Annotated in this window: 17 protein-coding genes; 13 read left to right on the top strand and 4 right to left on the bottom strand. The window is 66.4% G+C overall.

The features are described 5' to 3' along the window. Positions 1 to 44 precede the first annotated feature (44 nt). A complete protein-coding gene (locus AC6RIC_RS05105) occupies positions 45 to 3,140 on the bottom strand; it encodes an efflux RND transporter permease subunit (protein WP_499735369.1) in 3,096 nt (1,031 codons plus the stop codon). Between the two features lie 9 nt (positions 3,141 to 3,149). Beyond that, entirely contained in the window at positions 3,150 to 4,229 is a 1,080-nt protein-coding gene (locus tag AC6RIC_RS05100) for an efflux RND transporter periplasmic adaptor subunit (protein ID WP_499735368.1), read from the bottom strand. 411 nt (positions 4,230 to 4,640) lie between these two features. Between AC6RIC_RS05100 and phnC the strand changes: the two genes are divergently transcribed. The 4 genes from phnC to phnE (AC6RIC_RS05080) all read left to right on the top strand — a co-directional run bounded on the left by phnC (position 4,641) and on the right by phnE (AC6RIC_RS05080) (position 8,347). Beyond that, entirely contained in the window at positions 4,641 to 5,459 is an 819-nt protein-coding gene (phnC, locus tag AC6RIC_RS05095) for a phosphonate ABC transporter ATP-binding protein (protein WP_499735367.1), read from the top strand. A 77-nt stretch (positions 5,460 to 5,536) separates the two neighbouring features. After that, on the top strand, positions 5,537 to 6,451 hold the full coding sequence (phnD, locus tag AC6RIC_RS05090) for a phosphonate ABC transporter substrate-binding protein (protein ID WP_499735366.1): 915 nt from the start codon (positions 5,537 to 5,539) through the stop codon (positions 6,449 to 6,451). Between the two features lie 163 nt (positions 6,452 to 6,614). Next, the gene (gene phnE, locus AC6RIC_RS05085) at positions 6,615 to 7,496 is read left to right on the top strand and encodes a phosphonate ABC transporter, permease protein PhnE (RefSeq protein WP_499735365.1); all 882 of its coding nucleotides are present in this window, start codon (positions 6,615 to 6,617) and stop codon (positions 7,494 to 7,496) included. Next, positions 7,493 to 8,347: a phosphonate ABC transporter, permease protein PhnE gene (gene phnE, locus AC6RIC_RS05080; RefSeq protein WP_499735364.1), complete on the top strand. Its 855-nt coding sequence runs from the start codon at positions 7,493 to 7,495 to the stop codon at positions 8,345 to 8,347. Before phnE (AC6RIC_RS05085) ends, phnE (AC6RIC_RS05080) begins: the two co-directional genes overlap by 4 nt. Positions 8,348 to 8,458: 111 nt before the next feature. Here the strand turns inward: phnE (AC6RIC_RS05080) and phnF are convergent, their stop codons facing one another. Beyond that, positions 8,459 to 9,238 (bottom strand): phosphonate metabolism transcriptional regulator PhnF, encoded by a 780-nt coding sequence (phnF, locus tag AC6RIC_RS05075; RefSeq protein WP_499735363.1) that lies wholly within the window; start codon positions 9,236 to 9,238, stop codon positions 8,459 to 8,461. Between the two features lie 118 nt (positions 9,239 to 9,356). Between phnF and phnG the strand changes: the two genes are divergently transcribed. The 8 genes from phnG (at position 9,357) to AC6RIC_RS05035 (ending at position 16,057) form a co-directional block, all read left to right on the top strand. Next, on the top strand, positions 9,357 to 9,758 hold the full coding sequence (phnG, locus tag AC6RIC_RS05070; RefSeq protein WP_499735362.1) for a phosphonate C-P lyase system protein PhnG: 402 nt from the start codon (positions 9,357 to 9,359) through the stop codon (positions 9,756 to 9,758). Beyond that, positions 9,758 to 10,372, top strand: a complete 615-nt coding sequence (phnH, locus tag AC6RIC_RS05065; RefSeq protein WP_499735361.1) for a phosphonate C-P lyase system protein PhnH — start codon at positions 9,758 to 9,760, stop codon at positions 10,370 to 10,372. The genes phnG and phnH overlap by 1 nt, the downstream gene beginning before the upstream one ends. Then, entirely contained in the window at positions 10,372 to 11,610 is a 1,239-nt protein-coding gene (locus AC6RIC_RS05060; protein WP_499735360.1) for a carbon-phosphorus lyase complex subunit, read from the top strand. Before phnH ends, AC6RIC_RS05060 begins: the two co-directional genes overlap by 1 nt. Beyond that, on the top strand, positions 11,607 to 12,530 hold the full coding sequence (locus AC6RIC_RS05055) for an alpha-D-ribose 1-methylphosphonate 5-phosphate C-P-lyase PhnJ (protein ID WP_499735359.1): 924 nt from the start codon (positions 11,607 to 11,609) through the stop codon (positions 12,528 to 12,530). The genes AC6RIC_RS05060 and AC6RIC_RS05055 overlap by 4 nt, the downstream gene beginning before the upstream one ends. Beyond that, positions 12,527 to 13,333, top strand: coding sequence for a phosphonate C-P lyase system protein PhnK (gene phnK, locus AC6RIC_RS05050; protein ID WP_400506694.1), 807 nt, complete (start codon positions 12,527 to 12,529; stop codon positions 13,331 to 13,333). The genes AC6RIC_RS05055 and phnK overlap by 4 nt, the downstream gene beginning before the upstream one ends. Positions 13,334 to 13,527: 194 nt before the next feature. Beyond that, the gene (gene phnL, locus AC6RIC_RS05045) at positions 13,528 to 14,223 is read left to right on the top strand and encodes a phosphonate C-P lyase system protein PhnL (RefSeq protein WP_499735358.1); all 696 of its coding nucleotides are present in this window, start codon (positions 13,528 to 13,530) and stop codon (positions 14,221 to 14,223) included. A 2-nt stretch (positions 14,224 to 14,225) separates the two neighbouring features. After that, a complete protein-coding gene (locus AC6RIC_RS05040; RefSeq protein ID WP_499735357.1) occupies positions 14,226 to 15,365 on the top strand; it encodes an alpha-D-ribose 1-methylphosphonate 5-triphosphate diphosphatase in 1,140 nt (379 codons plus the stop codon). Continuing rightward, positions 15,362 to 16,057 (top strand): DUF1045 domain-containing protein, encoded by a 696-nt coding sequence (locus AC6RIC_RS05035; protein ID WP_499735356.1) that lies wholly within the window; start codon positions 15,362 to 15,364, stop codon positions 16,055 to 16,057. Before AC6RIC_RS05040 ends, AC6RIC_RS05035 begins: the two co-directional genes overlap by 4 nt. Here AC6RIC_RS05035 and phnN read toward each other — a convergent pair. Next, complete coding sequence (phnN, locus tag AC6RIC_RS05030) at positions 16,054 to 16,653, bottom strand: phosphonate metabolism protein/1,5-bisphosphokinase (PRPP-forming) PhnN (RefSeq protein WP_499735355.1); 600 nt, start codon at positions 16,651 to 16,653, stop codon at positions 16,054 to 16,056. The two genes, AC6RIC_RS05035 and phnN, sit on opposite strands and share 4 nt — an antisense overlap. Between phnN and AC6RIC_RS05025 the strand changes: the two genes are divergently transcribed. After that, positions 16,652 to 17,275, top strand: a complete 624-nt coding sequence (locus tag AC6RIC_RS05025) for an LbetaH domain-containing protein (RefSeq protein WP_454655194.1) — start codon at positions 16,652 to 16,654, stop codon at positions 17,273 to 17,275. The genes phnN and AC6RIC_RS05025 overlap by 2 nt on opposite strands. Positions 17,276 to 17,335 lie beyond the last annotated feature (60 nt).

Raw genomic sequence — 17,335 nt, 5'->3', positions numbered from 1 at the left:
AGCACTTCGTGCCGCAGCGCGCACGGGATGACAGCGGGTGTCGATTACTCCGCCGGGGCCGGATGCGCGCCGAGAGCGCCATGCGCCTCGTCATGCGGGGCATGACGCGAGCCATGAACCTTGCGGGCGAGGTAACTATAGGCGACCGGCACCACATAGAGCGTCAGCAGCGTGCCGAAGGTCATGCCACCGACGATGACCCAACCGATCTGCGAGCGGCTCTCCGCGCCGGCACCGGTCGCGATGGCGAGGGGCACGGCGCCGAGCACCATGGCGCCGGTCGTCATCAGGATCGGCCGCAGGCGTAGCTCCGCCGCCTCGACGAGGGCGTCGATCGTCTCCTTGCCCTCCTCGCGCAGCTGGTTGGTGAACTCCAGGATCAGGATGCCGTGCTTGGTGATCAGGCCGACGAGCGTGATCAGGCCGATCTGGCTGTACACGTTCATTGTCCCGCCCGTGTAGTACAGCGCCGCGAGCGCGCCGGTCAGCGAGAGCGGCACCGAGACCATGATCACGACCGGATCGACGAAGCTCTCGAACTGCGCCGCCAGAACGAGATAGATGAAGCCCAGCGCCAGCAGGAAGACGATGAAGATGCTCGCGCCCGACTGCTTGAACTCGCGGCTCTGGCCGGAATAGTCGATCTGCACCGAGGAGGGCAGCACGCGCGCCGCGCTCTCCTCCAGCACCTTGAGCGCATCGCCGAGCGAATAGCCGGGCGCGGGGATCGCGGTGATCGTTGCCGAGCGCAGCTGGTTGAAGCGGGTCAGCTCCTTGGGCGCCACGTTCTCGTCGATCCTGACCAGGCTGGAGAGCTGCACCACGGCGCCGCCACGACCCATCATATAGATCGACTGCAATGCCTGCGGCGTATTGCGCTCTGAACCCTCGACCTGCAGCATGACGTCGTACTGCTTGCTGTTCATGTTGAAGCGCGTCACCTGCCGGCCGCCGAGCAGCGTCTCCATCGAGCGCCCGATGATGTCGACGCCGACGCCGAGATCGGCCGCCCGCTGCCGGTCGATCGAAACCTTGATCTGCGGCTTGTCGAGGATGAGGTTGGTCTCGACATTGGTCAGCACCGGCGAGTTCGAGACCTCGGTCATCAGCTGGTCGACATAGGACTTGATCTGCGTATAGGGCTCCGACGAGCGCAGCACGAATTCGACCGGCTTGCTATTCGCCTGGCCTTGCCCGAGCGAGGCCGGGTTGGTCGCGAACAGGCGGATGCCCGGAATCTGCGACAGGCCCCGGTTGATCTCGGCGACGATGTCCTGCTGCTTGCGCTGGCGCTCCTCCCAGGGCTTGAGCCGCGCGAAGGCGACGGCGCGCGTCACGTCGGGGAAGCCGACGATGACCAGGTAGGTGTCGACCTCGGGAACCTTCTTGAAATACTCCTCGACCTGGCGGGCATACGCCGCCGTGAAGGAAATCGTCGCACCCTCCGGAGCGACGCCGATGGCATTGATCGTGCCGCGATCTTCGACGGGCGCCAGCTCCGCGCGCAGATGGGTGAAGAAGTAGTAGCCGCTGCCGGCCACACCGAGCGCCAGCAGGACCACAAGCGGGCGGATCGCGAGCGCCCCGCGCAGCGAGGCCTTATAGCCGCGCGACAGCCCGTCGAAACCGCGCTCGAGCACGTTGTAGAGCCAGTTATGCTTTTCGTGGTGGCGCAGCAGCTTGGCGCACATCATCGGCGTCAGCGTCAGCGCGACGAAGCCGGAGACCAGCACGGCGCCGGCCAGCGTCAGCGCGAACTCGATGAAGAGCTTGCCGGTGCGTCCGGTCGAGAACGCCATCGGCGCATAGACGGCGACCAAGGTCAGCGTCATCGCCACCACGGCGAAGGCGATCTCGTTGATGCCGCGGATCGCCGCCGGGGTCGGCTGCATGCCGTCCTCGATATGGCGGTGCACGTTTTCCAGCACCACGATGGCATCGTCGACGACGAGGCCGATGGCGAGCACCATCGAGAGCAGCGTCAGCGTGTTCACGGTAAAGCCGAACGCATACATCAGCGCGAACGAGCCGATCAGCGAGACCGGGATCGTCACCAGCGGGATCAGGGTCGCACGGACCGAGCGCAGGAAGATGAAGATGATCAGCACGACCAGCACGATCGCTTCGATGATCGTCTGGTAGACCGCCTTGATCGAGCGGTCGATGAAGACCGAGCTGTCGTAGGACTTGGCGATCGACATGCCCTCGGGCAGGTCCTCGATGATGCCCGGCAGGGCTTCCTCGATGCCGGCGGAGACGTCGAGCGGGTTCGCCGTCGCCTGCTTGACGATACCGATCGTCACCGAAGGCGTGCCCTTGAACCAGGCGGCATTGCGCTCCTCGCGCGCGGCGAGTTCGACCTTGGCGATATCCTTGACCTTGACGGCGAAACCGTTGGCGTCCTTGACGACGATCTCGCGGAACTCCTCCGGCGTCGTCATGCTGGTCTGCGAGAGCACCGTGAATTCGCGGTCGTTGCTCTCGATCCGGCCTGACGGGATCTCGACATTCTGCGCCCGGACGGCCGCCTCGACCTGCTGGACCGAGATGTCGTAGGCCGAGAGGCGGGCGCGATCGAGCCAGATGCGCATCGCATATTGCCGCTGGCCGAGAATGCGGACCTCGGCCACGCCGGTCACGTTCTGGACCCGGTCGGAGATGAAACGATCGGCGAAATCGGTGAGCTCGAGCGGCCCGTGCCGCGAGCTGGTCAGCGAGAGATAGAGGATCGGCTGCGCGTCGGCCTCGACTTTGGCGATGACCGGTTCGTCGATCTCGTCCGGCAGGCGGCTGCGTACGCGGCTGACGCGGTCGCGCACGTCGGACGCCGCGACGTCGGGGTCGACATCCGGGCGGAAGCGCACCTGGATGAAGCTGCGCTCCTGGCGGCTGGCCGAGGAGATGATCTCGATGCCCTCGATGCCGGCGATCGAGTTCTCCAGGATCTGGGTGACCTGCGTCTCGATGATCTCGGCCGAGGCGCCGCGATAGTCGGTGCGGACCGAAACGATCGGCTCGTCGATATTCGGATATTCGCGGATCGTCAGGCGGCCATAGGAGACGATGCCGATCAGCATCACCAGAAGGCTCAGCACCGTCGAGAGAACGGGCCGGCGGACGAAGAGTTCGAAGAGGCTCATGGCGCGATCCTAGAGCTGGCTCGTCTGGACGACCTTGTCCTTGATCGCAATGATCGCGCCGTCGCGCAGCCGCATCTGGCCGGCGGTGATGATCTGCATGTCGGGCGTCAGCCCGCGCACGATCTCGACCTTGCCCGGCAGGCGCTTGCCCAGCTCGACCTTGACCTTCTTCGCCTTGCCCTTGTCGACGACGTAGATGATTTTGCCGACCGCATCCGGCACCACGGCCATCTCCGGCACCACGATCGCCTTCTCGCGATAGTCGACCGTAATCGCGAGCCGGGCGAAGAGGCCGGGCTTCAGCGCGAGATCGGCGTTCGGAATGTTGGCGCGCAGGCGGATCGCCCGGCCGTTGACATCCACCACCGGGTCGATCGCGTAGATCTGCCCCTGGAACTTCCGGTCCGGAACCGCATCGACCCGCATCTGCACGGGCTGGCCGACCTTGAGGCGACTGAGATAAATCTCGGGCACGCGGAAATCGATCTTGATCGGGTCGATGCTGGTCAGCACGATCAGCGGCTTGCCGACCGAAACGTAATCGCCGACGCCGACCGAGCGCAGGCCGACGACGCCGTTGAACGGCGCCACGATGGTCGACTGCGCCAGCTTGGCCTTGGCGAGCTGGACGCGCGCCTCGCTGGAGGCGAGCTTCGCCGCGGACTCGTCGAGCGCGACCTGCGTTCCCGATCCGCGCGAGACCAGCGACCGCAGCCGATCATTGGTGTCGCGGGCGAGGCCGAGATCGGCCATTGCCTGCTTCAGCTCGGCATCGAGGATCGCCGTGTCGAGTTTGACCAGCTCCTGCCCGGCCTTGACGCGCTCGCCCTCGCGGAAGCCGAGGAAGATGACGCGGCCAGCGATTTCCGGCGCGATCACCACGGATTCATCGGCGGCGAGCGTGCCGAGCGCCTCGACCTCCTCGCTCACGGTCGCCAGTTCGACGGACGCGACCTCCACCGGAACGGCTCGCGGCCCCGAGACCGCGCTCGCCTGAGCCTGCTGGGTGCCGGCGCGCTGGTTGCGGTAGGCATAGTAACCACCACCCGCGATCGCGCCGACAAGAACAAGAAGAACGAACCGCTTCATCAGGCTGGAGGCTCCGTTGCCGCCCATTAGTCTTAAATGGAACGAAAGGCGTTGCTAAGATACCGGCGCGCCACAGCGGCACAAAAACAGAGGCTTTTGCGCCGATGCCGCATCGATCCGGCTTCGCAGGCATCAATGCAAGATGCTTGCCGATAAGAAGCCCACCGTCACGGGCATCTCCGCCGCACACAGACATCCACCGTCATCCTGCCGGGAAGCCGCTGATCGTCCAAGCGCATTCTCGAGACCTCACGAAACGTTGACCGGTCCACAGGTCGCGCATCGTGCTTTTTCAGGGCCGTCACGCCGCTGTCATCCACGGCATTTAGGGCTCGCCGCGATCGAGACGCCCCCTCCCGCACCGCCGGACGGGAACGCTCTCATGCCCGCATCGTGCCCGAGAACCAGTCCATGCTCCGCATCGAAGGCCTGACCAAGCGCTTTGGCGACAGGAACGCGGTCGACACCGTCACCTTGACCGTCCCGAAGGGAGAGATGGTCGGCGTCATCGGCCCGTCCGGCGCCGGCAAGTCGACGCTCTTGCGCATGCTGAACCGCCTGACCGAGCCGACCTCCGGCCAGATCGTCTGCGAGGAGCAGGACGTCACCGGCCTGAAGGGCGCCTCGCTCCGGCGCTGGCGCCGCGACACGGCGATGATCTTCCAGCAGTTCAACCTCGTCGGCCGCCTGGACGTGCTGACCAATGTCCTGCTCGGCCGGTTGAACCACCGTTCCGCGGCTTTGACGCTCGTGAAAAGCTTCTCCGAGGACGACAAGGTCCGAGCCATCGCGGCACTCGAGCGTCTCGATATGGGCCATCTCCTGGCGCAGCGCGCCGAGACGCTTTCGGGGGGCCAGCAACAGCGCGTCGCCATCGCCCGCGCCCTCGTGCAGGAGCCCCGCATCATCCTCGCCGACGAGCCGATCGCCTCGCTCGACCCGCGCAACACCCAGGTCGTCATGGACGCGCTGTTCCGCATCAATCGCGAGGACGGCATCACCGTGATGTGCAACCTGCACGATCTCGACATCGCCGCGAAATACTGTGACCGCCTGATCGGCATGTCCGCCGGCAAGGTCGTGTTCGACGATGTGCCGCAGGCGCTGACCCGCGAGATCGCAGCCGAACTCTACGGCATCGAGGCCAAGGATGCCGGCGCCGAGGCGCTGGATGCGCTCGATGCGATCGCCGCCTCCGAGGCGAAGCGCGCCCGCCAGAAGATCGCCTGATTTCCAGAGATCGCCGGACCGGCCCGAAGGCCGTCGCCGCGAGAAGACCATCCCCGACTACAACCAGGAGCACATCGATGCTGACCCGTCGTCATACCCTCTCGCTCGCCGTCGCCGGCCTCGCCCTCGCCGCCGCCCCGGCTTTCGCCCAGGACTGGAAGGCCAAGTATCCCGAGCTCGTCTTCGCGATCATCCCCTCCGAAAACGCTTCCGGCGTCACCGAGCGCTACACCCCCTTCGTGCAGTATCTCGCCAAGGAGCTCGGCACCAAGGTCACCCTGCGCATCGCCAACGACTACGCCGCGATCATCGAGGGCCAGCGCACCGGCAACATCCACATCGCCTCCTACGGCCCGTCCTCCTTCGCCCGCGCCCGCATGACCGGCGCCAAGGTCGATGCCTTCGCCATCGAGACCAATCTCGACGGCACCAAGGGCTATCACTCGGTCTTCTACGTGAAGAAGGACTCGCCCTATCAGAAGGTCGAGGACCTCAAGGGCAAGAATCTCGGCCTCGTCGACCCGAACTCGACCTCGGGCAACAACGTCCCGCGCTTCGCGCTGAACGGCATGAAGATCGAGCCGGAAACCTTCTTCTCGAAGGTCGTCTATACCGGCAGCCACGAGAACGCGATCATCGCGCTCCAGCAGGGCACCGTCGACATCGCCGCCAACTGGTGGAACGACGAGCAGGAATCCAACCTGCAGCGCATGGCCCGCAAGAACATGGCCAAGGCCGAGGACTTCCGGATCATCTTCAAGTCCGAGCAGATCGTGAACTCGCCGATGGCCTATCTCACCGACATGCCGGAAGAGCTGAAGGCCAAGATCCGCGACGCCGTCCTGAACCTCGCCACCAAGGACAAGGCCGCCTTCGACAAGATCTATGAAGGCAAGCAGGGCCCGCTCGTCGCCGTCGACAACAAGGCCTACGACCCGATCATCGAGCTGAACAAGTTCGTCGACGACCTCCGCAAGAAGAAGTCCTCGTAAGCCGTACGGCTGCACTCGCCGTCATGGTCGGGCTTGCCCCGACCATCCACGTCTTCGCTGCGCCGATCGCATGCGGCGCTCAGGACGCGGATGCTGGCCACAGGGGCGAGCATGACGGCTGCGGCGCCACCCGGCGCCCTCTCCGGCAACGGACCCAGATTTCATGACCCTCGCGATCGACCGCAACGACCCGGCCATCCGGGCCCATGCCGAGGCCTATCGGCAGGCTTCATCCGCCAAGCGCCGGCAGGCCCTGATCGGCATCGCCGTCTTCATCGCCTGCGTGCTCCTGTCCGCGCGCGGCGCGGAGGTCGATCTCGCCAAGTTCTTCGAGAACATCCACCGATTCCCGAAATACATCTACGAGACCCTGCCGACGCTCCGGCTGAGCAGCCTCGGCGCCGACCTCTCCGAATGGTACTGGGGCCTCAAGGGCTGGCTGAAGCTGCTCTGGCAGACCGTGCTCATCGCCTATGTCGGCACCATCCTCGGCGTTGCCGGCGCCTTCCTGTTCTGTTTCGCCGCTGCCGCCAATCTCGGCCGCGCCACCTGGTTGCGCTTCACCGTGCGCCGCTATCTCGAATTCTGCCGCACCGTTCCCGAGATCGTCTTCGCGCTGATCTTCGTCATCGCCTTCGGCCTCGGCCCGCTGCCCGGCGTACTCGCCATCGCGATCCACACCATGGGCGCGCTCGGCAAGCTCTTCTCCGAGGTGGTCGAGAACATCGACCTGAAGCCGGTCGATGGCGTCACCGCGGCCGGCGGCAGCTGGTGGCAGATCGTGCGCTTCGCCGTCGTCCCGCAGGTGCTCTCCAATTTCGCGAGCTACGCGCTGCTGCGCTTCGAGATCAATGTCCGCGGCGCTTCGATCATGGGGTTCGTCGGCGCCGGCGGCATCGGCCAGGACCTGATCGAAGCCATCCGCAAGTTCTACTTCACCGATGTCAGCGCCATCCTGCTGCTGATCATCGTGACGGTCATGCTGATCGACTACGCGACCGAGCGGCTACGCCACGCCCTCCTCAGCCTGGAGCACGGCCGATGAGCCTCGCCCTCTCGACGGCCGAGCGCGCCGACATCCTGCGCCGCCACGACGCCGCGATCCGCGGCTCGCTCAAGACGAAGCTCGCGACGATCGGCACCATCGCCGCCATCGCCGGCTTCTTCGTCTACGGGCTGACGACGCTCGAGACCTCGCTCTGGAAGATCATTGCCGGTTTCGGCAATCTCGGCACCTTCGTCGTGCTGATGCTGCCGCCCGATCCCGGCTCCTGGGCGCGTGCCGTCATCTTCGTGAAAGCCCTGTTCGAGACCATCGCCATCGCCTTCCTCGGCACGATCCTCGCCGCCATCCTCGCCCTGCCGCTCGGCTTCATCGCCGCACGCAACGTCGTCGCCAACCGCATCGTGCATTTCCTCGCCCGCCGCTCGCTCGACACGGTGCGCGGCGTCGATGCGCTGATCTGGGCATTGATCTGGGTGAATGTCGTGGGCCTCGGCCCCTTCGCCGGCATGCTCGCGATCATGACCAGCGATCTCGGCGCCTTCGGCAAGCTCTATTCGGAAGCGATCGAGGCGGCCGACCGCAAGCCGGTCGAGGGCGTATCCTCCGTCGGCGGCGGCAAGGCGCACGAGATCCGCTTCGGCCTGTTGCCGCAGGTGCTGCCGGTGATCGCGAGCCAGGTGCTCTACTACATCGAGTCGAACACCCGCTCCTCGACCATCATCGGCATCGTTGGCGCCGGCGGCATCGGCCTCTATCTCGCCGAGACGATCCGCACACTGGAATGGCAGCAGGTCTCCTTCCTGATCCTGCTCGTCCTCGCCGCGGTCTCGGCCATCGACTTCCTGTCGGGCAAGCTACGCTTCGCGATCATCGGCCGGCGGGCGAGCTGACCTTTTCCTTCTCCCCTCAGGGGAGAAGGTGTCTGCGAAGCAGACGGATGAGGGCTGCGCGACCGGCCACACCGATTATCGATTCGCCAAGCCCTCCCTCATCCGTCAGCGCTACGCGCTGCCACCTTCTCCTCCGAGGGGAGAAGGAAAATCTTGGAACGGCTCGATCACCATTTCCATGCGCTCGGCGGCGAAGACGCTGGTGACGAGATGGACAGGCGTCAGGTCCGGCAGCGCATCGACGGCCGTCGAGATCATCACGGCAGCCTCAGGCGCGATCTCCAGCAACTCCGCCTCGCCCTCGTCGGCAAGCCGGGCCGTCAGTCGCGTCGACAGGCGCACATAATCCGCGATGCCATAAATCTTGAAGGCGGCCGTGATCGAGCCGGCCGCCTCACGATAGGCCTTGTCGAAATCCGGGAAGCGCTCGACCGAGATCCAATGCGTGCCGGCTCCCATCGGCACGCCATCGGCGAGGCTGACGCCCCGCACCTGCCAGAGCGGCGTCCCGGTCTTCAGCTTGAGTGCCGCACAGGCGGCCGCCTCGCCCACGACCACTTCCGCCGAGAGCATGCGGCTTGTGCCGGTGATGCCGAGCTTGCCCATATTGGTGCGCATGCTGACGCGCCGGCCGATGGGGTAAGGCAAACGCGGCGCCGTCACTTGCGTGCCGCGTCCGCGCGAGACCGTCACCAGCCCCTGATCCGCCAGATGGCGAAAAGCCTGCCGCACCGTATGGCGATGCACGCCATAACGTTCCGCCAGCGCGACCGAGGCCGGCAGCGTGTCGCCGAGCTTGTATTCACCGCGCCCGATCGCATCCGCCAGTTCGTCGGCGATACGCCGCCAGGCCGTTCCGCCGTCGCGCTCCGCCAGTGCCGCATCCGTCATCAAAGCTTCATCCGAAAAGTATAGACCTTTACCATCAACTCCCCTAGCATAGTCTAGACATTCGGAACTGACCAGCGAGCCCTCGCCGATGATCCCAAGAACCCCGAGGCAAAGCTGGATGGCGACGCTGGCGCGCGCCTCCCGCAGCGAGATCGAAACCCTGCTCGGCGATCCGCCGGACCACGACCTGCTCAAGGCGCCGGAGACCGGCACCGTGATGGTCGAGGGCCGGGCCGGCGGCGCCGGCCGCCGCTTCAATCTCGGCGAGGCCACCGTGACGCGCTGCGTCGTGCGTCTCTCCAACGGACGGATGGGCTTCTCCTATGCGCTCGGCCGCGACGGCCGGAAGGCGCGGCTCGCCGCCCTGCTCGACGCCCGCCTCCAGGATGAGGCCGATGGCAGCGGATTGCATCAAGGCATCGCCATGCTCGCCGCGCGGCAGGCCTCGGCCCGCGACCTCGCCTCGCGCAAGGCGGCGGCGACCAAGGTCGATTTCTTCACGCTGGTCAGGGGCTCGTGATGTCGACTCAAGCCATGATCACTCCCGGCTTCTCCGACCCGGTCTTCCAGTCGCAGGCTGCTTTCCGCGCCCTGCTCGCCGCTCTCTCCGAGCCCGGCACGCTGCAGCAAGTCGCGAGCGAGATCACGCCGCCGGAAGGTCTGGCGACAGCAACCGCAACCGCGCTGCTGACGCTCGCCGATTACGAGACCCCGGTCTGGCTACCGGAAGCCCTGCGCAACGGCCCGGCCGGCGCCTGGTTGCGCTTCCATTGCGCCGCCGCGCTCGTCGATAGTCCCGCCGAGGCCGCCTTCGCGGTCATTGACGGCACTGCCTCCGAGCCGAAGCTCTCGGCCTTCAACCTCGGTACCGACCAGTTCCCGGATCGCTCGACCACCGTAATCGTGCAGGTCACTGGCTTGGAGGGCGGCCCTGCCCTCGCCCTCGCCCTCGCCCTCGCCGGCCCCGGCATTCCCGGCACCCGAACGACCGCCCCGCAGGGCCTGCGCCCCGGCTTCATCGATGAATTGCGTGAGAACGGCGCCATCTACCCGCTCGGCGTCGATGTCCTGCTGGCGCATGGCGAGCGCCTGATCGGCCTGCCGCGCTCGACACAGGTTGAGGAGGCTCGCTGATGTATGTCGCAGTCAAAGGCGGCGAAGCCGCCATCCTCGCCACGCATGATCTCGTCGCCGAGGCGCGCCGAGGCGATCCGGCCGTGCCGGAAATCTCCGTCGCACAGATCCGCGAACAGCAGGCCCTGGCCTGCGCCCGCGTGATGAACGAGGGCTCGCTCTACGATCAGGACCTCGCCGCACTCGCGCTGAAGCAGTCGCAGGGCGACGTGATCGAGGCCGCTTTCCTGATGCGCGCCTATCGCACCACGCTGCCGCGCTTCGGTTCCTCCGAGCCGCTCGACACGGCCGCGATGGCGATCCGCCGCCGTGTCTCGGCGACCTACAAGGATCTGCCCGGCGGGCAGGTGCTCGGCCCGACCTATGACTACACGCATCGGCTCTTCGATTTCGCCCTGATGGAACCGCAACAGGCCCCCTCTCCCCTCGGGGGAGAGGGATGGGGTGAGGGCATGCCGAGCGATGCGCAAGGTACGGTAGCGCCAAGTCTTCCCTCATCCGACCCGGCTTCGCCGGGCCACCTTCTCCCCCGAGGGGAGAAGGAAAGAGCTCCGCTCGACGCCACCATGCCGCGCGTACCCGACATCCTCGGCGCCGAAGGCCTGATGGAAGCCGAGGAGCCGCCGGAAGGCGATCCGCGTCCCTTCGACCTGACGCGTGATCCCGTCTCCTTCCCGGCCGATCGCGATGTGCGCCTGCAATCAATGGCGCGCGGCGACGAGGGTTTCCTGCTCGGCCTCGGCTATTCCGTGCAGCGCGGTTTTGGCGGCACGCATCCCTTCGTCGGCGAGGTCCGCGTCGGCGAGGTTGCGGTCGAATTCGTGCCGGAGGAGCTCGGCTTCGCCATCGATCTCGGCGAGGTCACCCTGACCGAATGCCAGATGGTCAACCAGTTCCAGGGTTCGAAGGACGTACCCCCGCAATTCACCCGCGGCTACGGCCTCGTCTTCGGCCATAGCGAGCGCAAGGCAATGTCGATGTCGCTGGTCGACCGCGCCTTGAAGGCGCGCGATTTCGGCGAGGCGACCAACTATCCGGCACAGCAGGACGAATTCGTCCTCTACCACGCCGACAATGTCGAGGCGGCCGGCTTCGTCGAGCATCTCAAGCTGCCGCACTATGTCGATTTCCAGGGCGAGCTCGAACTGATCCGCCGCATCCGCAGGGAGCGCGAGGAGCGGCTTGCTCAAGAGCAGAATGCCAAAGGACCCGATACAATGCCGGAGGCTGCGGAATGACCATCCATCAGATGCCGGCGGACGATACAAAGCCGGCTTATAACTACGCCTATCTCGACGAGCAGACCAAGCGGATGATCCGCCGCGCCCTGCTCAAGGCGGTCGCGGTGCCCGGCTATCAGGTGCCGTTCGGCTCGCGCGAGATGCCCCTGGCTCGTGGCTGGGGCACGGGCGGTATTCAGATCACCGCCGCGATCATCGGTCCGGCCGATACGCTGAAAGTGATCGACCAGGGCGCCGACGACACCACGAACGCCGTCTCGATCCGCAGGTTCTTCGAGCGCACGGCCGATGCCCGCACCTGCGAGGCGACGGATAAGGCGACGATCATCCAGACCCGCCACCGCATCCCGGAAGCGCCGCTGAAGCCCGGACAGGTCATGGTCTATCAGGTGCCGACGCCCGAACCCTTACGCCGTCTGGAACCGCGCGAGGCCGAGACTCGCAAGATGCACGCCTGGGCCGAGTATGGGCTGATGCAGGTCAAGCTCTACGAGGACATCGCCCGCTACGGCGAGATCACCAAGACCTATGACTACCCGGTCATGGTCAATGGCCGCTACGTGATGGCGCCCTCGCCCATCCCGAAATTCGACAATCCGAAGATGCACATGTCGCCCGCGCTCCAGCTCTTCGGGGCCGGCCGCGAAAAGCGCATCTACGCGCTGCCGCCCTATACCAGCGTGCGCAGCCTCGATTTCGAGGACCACCCCTTCCGCATCCAGAGCTGGACGCAGCCCTGCGGGCTCTGCGGCGCGGACGACAGCTATCTCGACGAGGTCGTGATCGACGACCAGGGCGGGCGCATGTTCGTCTGCTCCGACAGCCACTATTGCGAGACCCGCCGGGCGGAAGGCCATCGCGGCACGATGCTGGGCGACGCGGCCGCGAGCGGCCTGGTCGAGGAGACCACCCCATGACCCTGCATGTCGCTGCGGCCGAGCTCGCGCTCGAACCCGCCCCCCTGCTCTCCGTCGACGGCGTCAGCCGCTTCTATGGCGAGCGCATCGGCTGCGCCGATGTCTCCTTCGATCTCTGGCCGGGCGAGGTGCTCGGTATCGTCGGCGAATCCGGCTCGGGCAAGTCGACCCTGCTGCGCTGCCTCGCCGGCATCGACAAGCCCGACGAGGGCGAGGTGCTGTTCCGTGGCGGCGCCGAGCCGCTCGACATCTACTCGGTCTCCGAGCAGGAGCGCCGCCGCCTGATGCGCACCGCCTGGGGCATCGTCCACCAGAACCCGCGCGACGGCCTGCGCATGGATGTCACCGCCGGCGGCAATGTCGGCGAGCGTCTGATGGACCGCGGCGACCGCCATTACGGCCAGATCCGCGAGCGCGCTCTCGACTGGCTCCAGCGTGTCGAGATCGCCGGCACCCGCATCGACGATCGACCACGCCAATTCTCCGGCGGCATGCAGCAGCGCCTGCAGATCGCTCGCGTGCTGGTTTCCGAACCGCGCCTCGTCTTCATGGACGAGCCGACCGGCGGCCTCGACGTCTCCGTGCAGGCCCGCCTGCTCGATCTGTTGCGCGTGCTCGTGCGCGACCTCGGGCTCGCCGCCATCATCGTCACCCACGACCTCGCCGTCGCCCGCCTCCTGACCGACCGCCTGATGGTGATGAAGGATGGCCGCGTGGTCGAGCAGGGCCTGACCGATCAGGTCCTCGACGATCCGCACCACGCCTATACGCAACTCCTGACCTCGGCGGTGCTGAGTGTGTGAGCTGTTCCCTTGTCATTCCGGGGAGTCGCGCAGCGAAGAACCCGGAACCCACGACCGGGTGAGGCCTGCGCCAATGGTAATCATGATCGCTCGCCCAGTCGTGGTTTCCGGGTTCGGGCCTGACGGCCCGCCCCGGAATGACAAAAACGGCCCGTCACACCCTCGTCACCTCGCCGGCACAAGGCACTGACACCATGACCACGATGATTCAGGTCGAAAACGTCGCCAAGACCTTCACCCTGCACAACCAGGGCGGAGCGCATCTGCCCGTCTTCGACAACGTCAATTTCCATGTCGAGGCCGGCGAAGCGCTGGTGCTGGCCGGTGCGTCCGGCGCCGGCAAGTCGAGCCTGCTGCGCATCCTCTATGGCAACTACAGGCCGACTTCAGGCGCGATCCGCATCACCCATGCCGGCCGGCCCGTCGACATCGTCGCCGCCGTGCCGCGCACCGTGCTCGACATCCGCCGCCGCACGCTGGGCTTCGTCTCGCAGTTCCTGCGCGTGATCCCGCGCGTCTCGACGCTCGACATCGTTCGCGATCCGCTGCTGGCGCGCGGCGCCACGCCGGAGACCGCGACCGAACGCGCCAAGGCCATGCTGGCCCGGCTCAACCTGCCGGAGCGGCTCTGGAATATCGCGCCCGCGACCTTCTCCGGCGGCGAGCAGCAGCGCGTCAATATCGCCCGCTCCTTCGTCGACCCCTCGGCGATCATGCTGATCGACGAGCCGACCGCTTCGCTCGACGCCGCCAATCGCGACGTCGTCGTCGAACTCATTGCCGAGGCGCGCGCCGCCGGCTCCGCCATCGTCGGGATTTTCCATGACGAGGCGGTTCGCGAACGCGTCGCGACGCGCTATCTCGACATCACCGCTTTCCGGAAGGCCTGACGATGCAGACCGTTCTCACCAATGCCAGGTTGATCCTCGAGAACGAGGTCGTCACCGGCACGATCGCCTTCGACCGGACCGGTATCACGGCTGTCGACCAGGGCAACTCGTCCCTGCCCGGCGCGATCGATGCCGGCGGCGACTATGTCGCGCCCGGCCTCGTCGAAATGCACACCGACAACATGGAAAAGCATTTCATGCCGCGCCCGAAGGTCTTCTGGCCGAACGGGCTGGCGGCGGCGCTCGTCCATGACGCGCAGATGGCCGCGGCCGGCGTCACCACGGTCTATGACGCGGTCTGCGCCGGCACGCCCTTCTCGGCCAAGGACTATCGCAAGGACATCTTCGCCGACGTGATGAAGTCGCTCGCCTATGGCAAGAGCGAGAACGTCTTCCGCATCGACCACCGCATCCACATGCGCTGCGAGCTGACGAGCCCACATCTGCTCGCCGATATCGCGCCCTATCAGGACGACGCGCTGGTTCAGCTCGTCTCGCTGATGGACCACACCCCCGGCCAGCGCCAGTGGCGCGATCTCCAGCACCTCAAGACCTATGCGGTCGGCAACGGCAAGACGGTCGCGGAGTTCGAGGAGGACGTCGAGGTTCGCCAGCGCGAAGGCGCCGCCAATGTCGCGAAGAACTGGCAGGCCGTGGTCGACATCTTCCGCGCGCGCGGCATCCCGCTTGCGACCCATGACGACACGATCCCCGAACATGTCGAGGAAGGCGTCGCCTCCGGCGCGGTGATCTCGGAATTCCCGACCACGGTCGAGGCGGCGGCCGCCGCCAAGCAGGCCGGCCTCGCGACGGTCGCGGGCGCGCCAAACGTCGTGCGCGGCGGCTCGCATTCCGGCGGCGTCTCGGTTTCCGAGCTCGCCGAGAAAGGTCTGCTCGATGGCCTGTCCTCGGATTACGTGCCCGCGAGCCTGCTGCAGGCCGTGGTCAAGCTCAATGCCGACCACGGCATCGCGCTGCCGGAAGCCATGGGCATGGTGACCTGGAAGATTGCCGATATCCTCGGCCTGCGCGACCGCGGGCATCTCAAGACCGGCCTGCGCGCCGATCTCGTGCGCTTCAAGGTGCTCGGCGCGACCCCGGTGCTGGCCGCGGTCTGGTCGCAGGGCGAGCGCGCATTTTGAGCAAGCCGCGCTACGCCGTCTATTACGCCCCCGCCTCCGACAGCGCCCTCTGGCGCTTCGGTTCGGCGGTGCTGGGCTATGACGCATTAACCGGCGAGGATCTGCCTTTCGCAGTTCCGCCCGGATGCGATCCGGCCCAGTGGCCTGCCTTCACCGAAGAGCCGCGACGCTATGGTTTCCACGCCACGCTGAAGGCACCTTTCGAACTCGCCTATGGCCGCAGCGAGGAGCAGTTGCGCGCGTTCGCCCGCAATCATGCGGCCGGGCTCGACGCCGTGGAGCTGGAGGGGTTGAGCGTGACCGCGCTCGGCTCCTTCGTCGCACTGACGCCCTCCGCCCCGAGCGAGGCTCTGCAGCGCTTCGCCTTCTCGACCGTGCAAGCCTTCGAACTCTTCCGCGCGCCACTCTCCGAAGCGGACAAGGCGCGGCGCCTCAAGAGCCCGCTCACCCCGGCACAGCACGCCTATCTCGAAGCTTACGGCTATCCTAATGTCGGCGACGCCTTCCGCTTCCACATGACGTTGACCGGCCCCCTGCCGGGCGACCAGACGGGGCCGGTGAAGCAGGCTCTTGAAACCGCCGGTGCCGCGGCGCTGCCGGCCGGGCCCGTCAGGATCGATCGCTTCGCGCTGTTCAGGCAGGATGATCGCGCCGGCCGCTTCCGCCTGCTCGATTCCTACGCTTTCGGCTAGGAGCCATGCTGTCCGAGCGCACGCAGGACGGCCAGAAGCTCATCAGCGGCCTCGGCGACGCTGCGGTCGTTCAGGACCGTGACGATCTCCGCACGCTCCGCCGTCAGGGGCGCCTCGCGCTTCAGGCGAGCCGCGATATCGGCCTCGGCCTCTCGCCCGCGCGCCGCCAGCCGCTGCGCCAGCACCGCGACCGGCGCGGTGATGTTGAGCACCACCACCCGCTCCGCCAGCCGCTCCGCCGCCGCAATGGCCGCGCGCGAGACATTGACGATGACCACGGCGCCCGAGCCGATGCCGGAAAGCTCCGCCGCCGGAATGCCGTAGCTCAGCCCATGCGCCTGCCAGCTCAACGCCAACCCGCCCTGCGCTTCGATCTCGCGAAAACCCGCCTCGTCGCAGGAATCGTGATCCTCGGCCCCGGCCATGGCCGGCCGGGTGATCAGGCGGCGGGCGAAGCGATAGCGCAGATCGCCGGCGAGGCCCGCCCGCGCCGCCTCCATCAACGTGTCCTTCCCCGCTCCGGAAGGGCCGACCATGAGAACGAGCACGCCCGTCTGCACGGCGGGAATCGCGATATCTGGAGAGGATGAGGACATGGCTACGAAGAAACTGGGACTCGAACCGCTGATCGACCCGACTGCCCAGGTGAGGCAGGCGACGCTCGGCCGCTACACCGCGATCGGCGCGCGCACCGTCTTCGCCGAGTCGACGATGGGTGACTACTCCTATGTCGTGAACGACGCGAATGTCATTTACACGACAATCGGCAAATTCTGCTCGATCGCGGCAATGACACGGATCAATCCCGGCAATCATCCGATGCATCGCGCCAGCCAATCGCATTTCACCTATCGCGCCGCCGCCTATTTCGACGATGCGGAGGACGACGAAGCCTTCTTCGACTGGCGCCGGGCCCATGCCGTGACGATCGGCCATGATGTCTGGATAGGGCATGGCGCGATCGTTCTCGCCGGCCGGAGCATCGGCACGGGGGCGGTGGTTGCGGGCGGCGCCATCGTCACCAAGGACGTGGCACCCTACACGATCGTGGCCGGCAATCCGGCAAGACCGATACGGCGACGGTTCACGGAAGAAATTGCGGAAAGACTGCAGAGCCTCGCCTGGTGGGATTGGGAGCATGCACGGCTGCGCGCCACTCTCCTCGATTTCCGGCACCTTTCGGTCGAGGACTTTCTCGATCGCTACGAAGCAGGCTGAGCGGCCCCCCTGTCGTTGCGCATTTTGTCGCACGTGCCCCCCACGCAGGTTGGCTTCTGC

The organism is Allobosea sp. TBD101 (genome assembly GCF_059817965.1).
This window is presented reverse-complemented; position numbering and strand designations above follow the sequence as displayed.

Bases quoted from the DNA above. Each gene is read 5' to 3' on its own strand.
- AC6RIC_RS05105 (WP_499735369.1), bottom strand. From the start codon at position 3,140: ATGAGCCTCTTCGAACTCTTCGTCCGCCGGCCCGTTCTCTCGACGGTG.
- AC6RIC_RS05100 (WP_499735368.1), bottom strand. From the start codon at position 4,229: ATGAAGCGGTTCGTTCTTCTTGTTCTTGTCGGCGCGATCGCGGGTGGT.
- phnC (WP_499735367.1), top strand. From the start codon at position 4,641: ATGCTCCGCATCGAAGGCCTGACCAAGCGCTTTGGCGACAGGAACGCG.
- phnD (WP_499735366.1), top strand. From the start codon at position 5,537: ATGCTGACCCGTCGTCATACCCTCTCGCTCGCCGTCGCCGGCCTCGCC.
- phnE (WP_499735365.1), top strand. From the start codon at position 6,615: ATGACCCTCGCGATCGACCGCAACGACCCGGCCATCCGGGCCCATGCC.
- phnE (WP_499735364.1), top strand. From the start codon at position 7,493: ATGAGCCTCGCCCTCTCGACGGCCGAGCGCGCCGACATCCTGCGCCGC.
- phnF (WP_499735363.1), bottom strand. From the start codon at position 9,238: ATGACGGATGCGGCACTGGCGGAGCGCGACGGCGGAACGGCCTGGCGG.
- phnG (WP_499735362.1), top strand. From the start codon at position 9,357: ATGGCGACGCTGGCGCGCGCCTCCCGCAGCGAGATCGAAACCCTGCTC.
- phnH (WP_499735361.1), top strand. From the start codon at position 9,758: ATGTCGACTCAAGCCATGATCACTCCCGGCTTCTCCGACCCGGTCTTC.
- AC6RIC_RS05060 (WP_499735360.1), top strand. From the start codon at position 10,372: ATGTATGTCGCAGTCAAAGGCGGCGAAGCCGCCATCCTCGCCACGCAT.
- AC6RIC_RS05055 (WP_499735359.1), top strand. From the start codon at position 11,607: ATGACCATCCATCAGATGCCGGCGGACGATACAAAGCCGGCTTATAAC.
- phnK (WP_400506694.1), top strand. From the start codon at position 12,527: ATGACCCTGCATGTCGCTGCGGCCGAGCTCGCGCTCGAACCCGCCCCC.
- phnL (WP_499735358.1), top strand. From the start codon at position 13,528: ATGACCACGATGATTCAGGTCGAAAACGTCGCCAAGACCTTCACCCTG.
- AC6RIC_RS05040 (WP_499735357.1), top strand. From the start codon at position 14,226: ATGCAGACCGTTCTCACCAATGCCAGGTTGATCCTCGAGAACGAGGTC.
- AC6RIC_RS05025 (WP_454655194.1), top strand. From the start codon at position 16,652: ATGGCTACGAAGAAACTGGGACTCGAACCGCTGATCGACCCGACTGCC.
- phnN (WP_499735355.1), bottom strand. From the start codon at position 16,653: ATGTCCTCATCCTCTCCAGATATCGCGATTCCCGCCGTGCAGACGGGC.